This is a genomic window from Intrasporangium chromatireducens Q5-1, from assembly GCF_000576575.1.
Taxonomy (GTDB): Bacteria; Actinomycetota; Actinomycetes; order Actinomycetales; family Dermatophilaceae; genus Intrasporangium_A; species Intrasporangium_A chromatireducens.
Map to the genome: position 1 here is coordinate 1 of NZ_AWQS01000315.1, position 3774 is coordinate 3774.

The following is a 3774-nucleotide window of genomic DNA, read 5'->3' on the forward strand; positions in this document are numbered from 1 at the left end:
CCGCCCGCCTCAGGCAGGAGCAGTCCGTGCGCCGGTCAGAGTGGCGAGCCGCCCTCGAGATAGACCGGCGGGTCGTCGAGCCGCTCCAGCCGCCCCAACAGCCCGTCGAGGTAGTCCGGGACCTGTGGCCGGGCCTGCTCGCGCGTGCACCAGTGGACGGCCGCGATCTCGGTGGCCTCGAAGGTCATCGCCCCGGTGAGCGACGGATCGTGCACCCCGAGGTCGAAGACGAACTGGCACGCGTCGTCCCAGCCGCGCCACGGCGGCATCCAGTTGACGACGAGGAGCCCGGCGACGGTCAGGTCCAGGCCGAGCTCCTCGCGCAGCTCACGGGCCAGGGCCGACGCCGGCGACTCCCACGGGTCGACGACGCCGCCGGGCAGGTCCCACTCCCGCTTGTAGGTCAGCTCGCAGAGCAGGACGCGTCCCGTCTCGTCCCGGAGGACCCCCTGGCTGATGACGCGCTTGGTCGGGAGGTTGGCGTTGAGCACGCCGATGAACCCGTCACGGGTGTCGGGCGTCGGGTCGCTGGCGAGGCGCGCCACCCGCACGAGGTCGGTGCGCGGGCCACCGGCACCGCGCGCGAGGCCCTCGCGGCGCAGGCCTGCCCGGGCCGCGATGCGCAGGCGGGCGGTGTCCGCGACGGGGATCAGGGCCTCGACCCGGTGCAGCCCGAGCTCGGTGAAGCAGTAGTCGACCGCCCGGCGCACCGCGCGATGTGGCACACCGGCCCCCTCGTGAGCCGGGTCGAAGCGCCACGTGACGAGCGCCGTCTCGTCGCCGCGGGGATGGACCAGCAGGCTCCCGACCGGCTCTCCCGCCGACTCGACGAGCAGGGTGACCTCGCCGTCGCCGGCCCGCCCGGCCCGGACGACGAGGTCATCCTCGGCGACACCCCGCTCCCCCGGCACCGACGGCCAGCCCACGCGTCAGCGGCCGAACTCGTCGGGGTCGGGCCCGGTGCGCACCCCTCGGTCCAGCCCGGCGATCGCCTGCAGGTCCTCCTCGTCGAGGTCGAAGCCGAACAGGTCCGCGTTCTGCGCGATCCGGGCGGGCTTGACGGACCGGGTGAGGACGACGTGGCCGAGGTGCAGCTGCCACCGCAGCGCCACCTGGGCCGGGGTCACGGCGTAGCGGTCGGCGATCCGGGTGATGACCGGGTCCTCGAGGAGGCCGGCCCGGGCCGCGAGGGGGCTCCACGCCTCGGTGAGAATGCCGTGCTCCTCGTGGAAGGCGCGCAGCTCGCGCTGCTGCAGGTAGGGCGACAGCTCAACCTGGTTGATCGACGGCAGCACGCCCGTCTCGTCGAGCAGCCGCTGGAGGTGGTCGACCTGGAAGTTGCACACCCCGACCGACCGGACCCGTCCGGACCGCTGCAGCTCGAGCATCTGCTGCCAGGCCCACACGTACGCGTCCCGGCTCGGCGCCGGCCAGTGGATGAGATAGAGGTCGAGCACGTCGAGGCCGAGGCGCTGCATCGACGCGTCGAAGGCCGCACCCACGTCGTGCAGGTGGGTGTACCAGACCTTCGTGGTGATGAAGACGTCGTCGCGGGCGATCCCGGCGCGGGTCAGGACGCGCCCGACGCCCTCCTCGTTGCGGTACATCTCCGCGGTGTCGATGTGCCGGTAGCCGGTCTCGAGGGCCGCGCGGAACGCGTCGTCGATCTGGTCGTCCGCCACCTCCCAGACGCCGAAGCCGAGCTGGGGGATCGCCAGCCCCGGCGTCGAGGCGTGACCGAGGGGCATCATCCGGACCGGCAGCTTCGAGGTCATGAGGACAACCTACGACGCCCGGTGACCGGCGCGCCGGTCCGACGAGCACCCGGACCGCCCGTCGGGACCGGGGCCGGGGTGTGCTGGACCTCACGGTCCGAGCCCCGGACAACCGCCTTGCCGGACCTCGGGAGCGGATGCGGCAGGCGCTAGAGTCCGTCGCATGGCATCGATCAGCAAGGTCCTCATCGCAAACCGTGGCGAGATCGCCGTCCGTATCGCCCGCGCCTGCAAGGACAGCGGGATCGGCTCGGTCGCCGTCTATGCGGAGCCGGACCGGGATGCCCTGCACGTGAAGGTCGCCGACGAGGCCTATGCCCTCGGCGGCTCGACCCCCGGCGACAGCTACCTCGTGCAGGAGAAGCTGCTGCAGGTGGCCAAGGAGTCCGGCGCCGACGCGGTCCACCCCGGCTACGGCTTCCTCGCCGAGAACGCGAGCTTCGCCCAGGCCGTCATCGACGCCGGGCTGATCTGGATCGGCCCCGGGCCCGAGGCGATCGACGCCCTCGGCGACAAGGTCAAGGCCCGCCACATCGCGACGAAGGCCAACGCCCCGCTCGTGCCCGGCACGAAGGACCCGGTCGACGGCCCCGACGAGGTCGTCGCGTTCGCCAAGGAGCACGGCCTGCCGGTCGCCATCAAGGCGGCCTACGGCGGTGGCGGCCGCGGGCTGAAGGTGGCCCGCACCCTCGAGGAGATCCCCCACCTGTTCGAGTCGGCGGTCCGCGAGGCGGTCACGGCGTTCGGTCGCGGCGAGTGCTTCGTCGAGCGCTTCCTCGACCACCCGCGTCACGTCGAGACCCAGTGCCTGGCCGACCAGCACGGCAACGTCGTCGTCGTCTCGACCCGTGACTGCTCCCTCCAGCGCCGCAACCAGAAGCTCGTCGAGGAGGCACCGGCCCCGTTCCTGTCCGAGGAGCAGCACGCCGAGTTGCTCCGCGCCAGCAAGGCGATCCTCAAGGAGGCCGGCTACGTCGGTGCGGGCACGTGCGAGTTCCTCGTCGCTCCCGACGGCGTCATCTCCTTCCTCGAGGTCAACACCCGCCTGCAGGTCGAGCATCCGGTCACCGAGGAGGTCACCGGCATCGACCTCGTCCGCGAGCAGTTCCGGATCGCCAACGGCGAGAGCCTCGACTACCCCGACCCCGAGCCGCACGCCCACTCGATCGAGTTCCGCATCAACGGTGAGGACGCGGGCCGGGGCTTCCTGCCCGCCCCCGGCAACGTCACCGTCTTCCGCCCGCCGGCCGGCCCCGGCGTCCGACTCGACTCCGGCGTCGTCGAGGGCGACGTCATCGCCGGGGCGTTCGACTCGATGCTGGCCAAGCTCATCGTGACGGGCCGCACCCGCCAGGAGGCGATCGAGCGGTCCCGCCGCGCGCTCGCCGAGTTCGAGATCGACGGCATGCCGACCGTGCTGCCCTTCCACCGCGCGGTCGTCAGCGACCCCGCCTTCGCCCCCGCGGACCCGCAGCAGCCGTTCGGGATCTACACGACCTGGATCGAGACCGAGTGGAACAACACGGTCGAGCCCTACGCCGGCGGCGCCGCGGACACCCCGGAGGCCGAGGAGCGCCAGCGGGTCGTCGTCGAGGTCGGCGGCAAGCGCGTCGAGGTATCCCTCCCCGGCGGCCTCTCCCTCGGCGGCGGAGCCGGGACGGCCAAGAAGAAGGCCCCGAAGCGCTCGGCCGGCGGCGGCCGCGGCGGCGCCGCCGCGTCCGGCGACTCGCTGACCGCGCCGATGCAGGGCACCATCGTCAAGATCGCCGTCGAGGACGGCGCCACGGTCGCCTCGGGTGACATCGTCGTCGTCCTCGAGGCGATGAAGATGGAGCAGCCGATCACCGCGCACAAGGACGGCGTCGTCACCGGCCTCACCGCGAAGGTCGGCGAGACGGTGAACTCGGGCACGGTCCTCGCAGAGATCAAGGACGCCCCGAGCGAGGCCTGACCACCCGACCACAAGCACGAGGTATGCCGCTCAGCTCAGCGAGCTGAG

General features: G+C 72.5%; 3 protein-coding genes. 1 reads left to right on the plus strand and 2 read right to left on the minus strand.

Annotation, left to right across the window (positions count from 1 at the left end):
• Nucleotides 1-35: 35 nt before the first annotated feature.
• On the minus strand, nt 36-911 hold the full coding sequence (locus tag N864_RS20160) for an NUDIX hydrolase (protein ID WP_162164554.1): 876 nt from the start codon (nt 909-911) through the stop codon (nt 36-38).
• An 18-nt stretch (nt 912-929) separates the two neighbouring features.
• Complete coding sequence (locus N864_RS20165) at nt 930-1775, minus strand: aldo/keto reductase (RefSeq protein ID WP_205621014.1); 846 nt, start codon at nt 1773-1775, stop codon at nt 930-932.
• Nucleotides 1776-1938: 163 nt separating this feature from the next.
• Between N864_RS20165 and N864_RS20170 the strand changes: the two genes are divergently transcribed.
• The gene (locus N864_RS20170; protein WP_034721621.1) at nt 1939-3726 is read left to right on the plus strand and encodes an acetyl/propionyl/methylcrotonyl-CoA carboxylase subunit alpha; all 1788 of its coding nucleotides are present in this window, start codon (nt 1939-1941) and stop codon (nt 3724-3726) included.
• Nucleotides 3727-3774 lie beyond the last annotated feature (48 nt).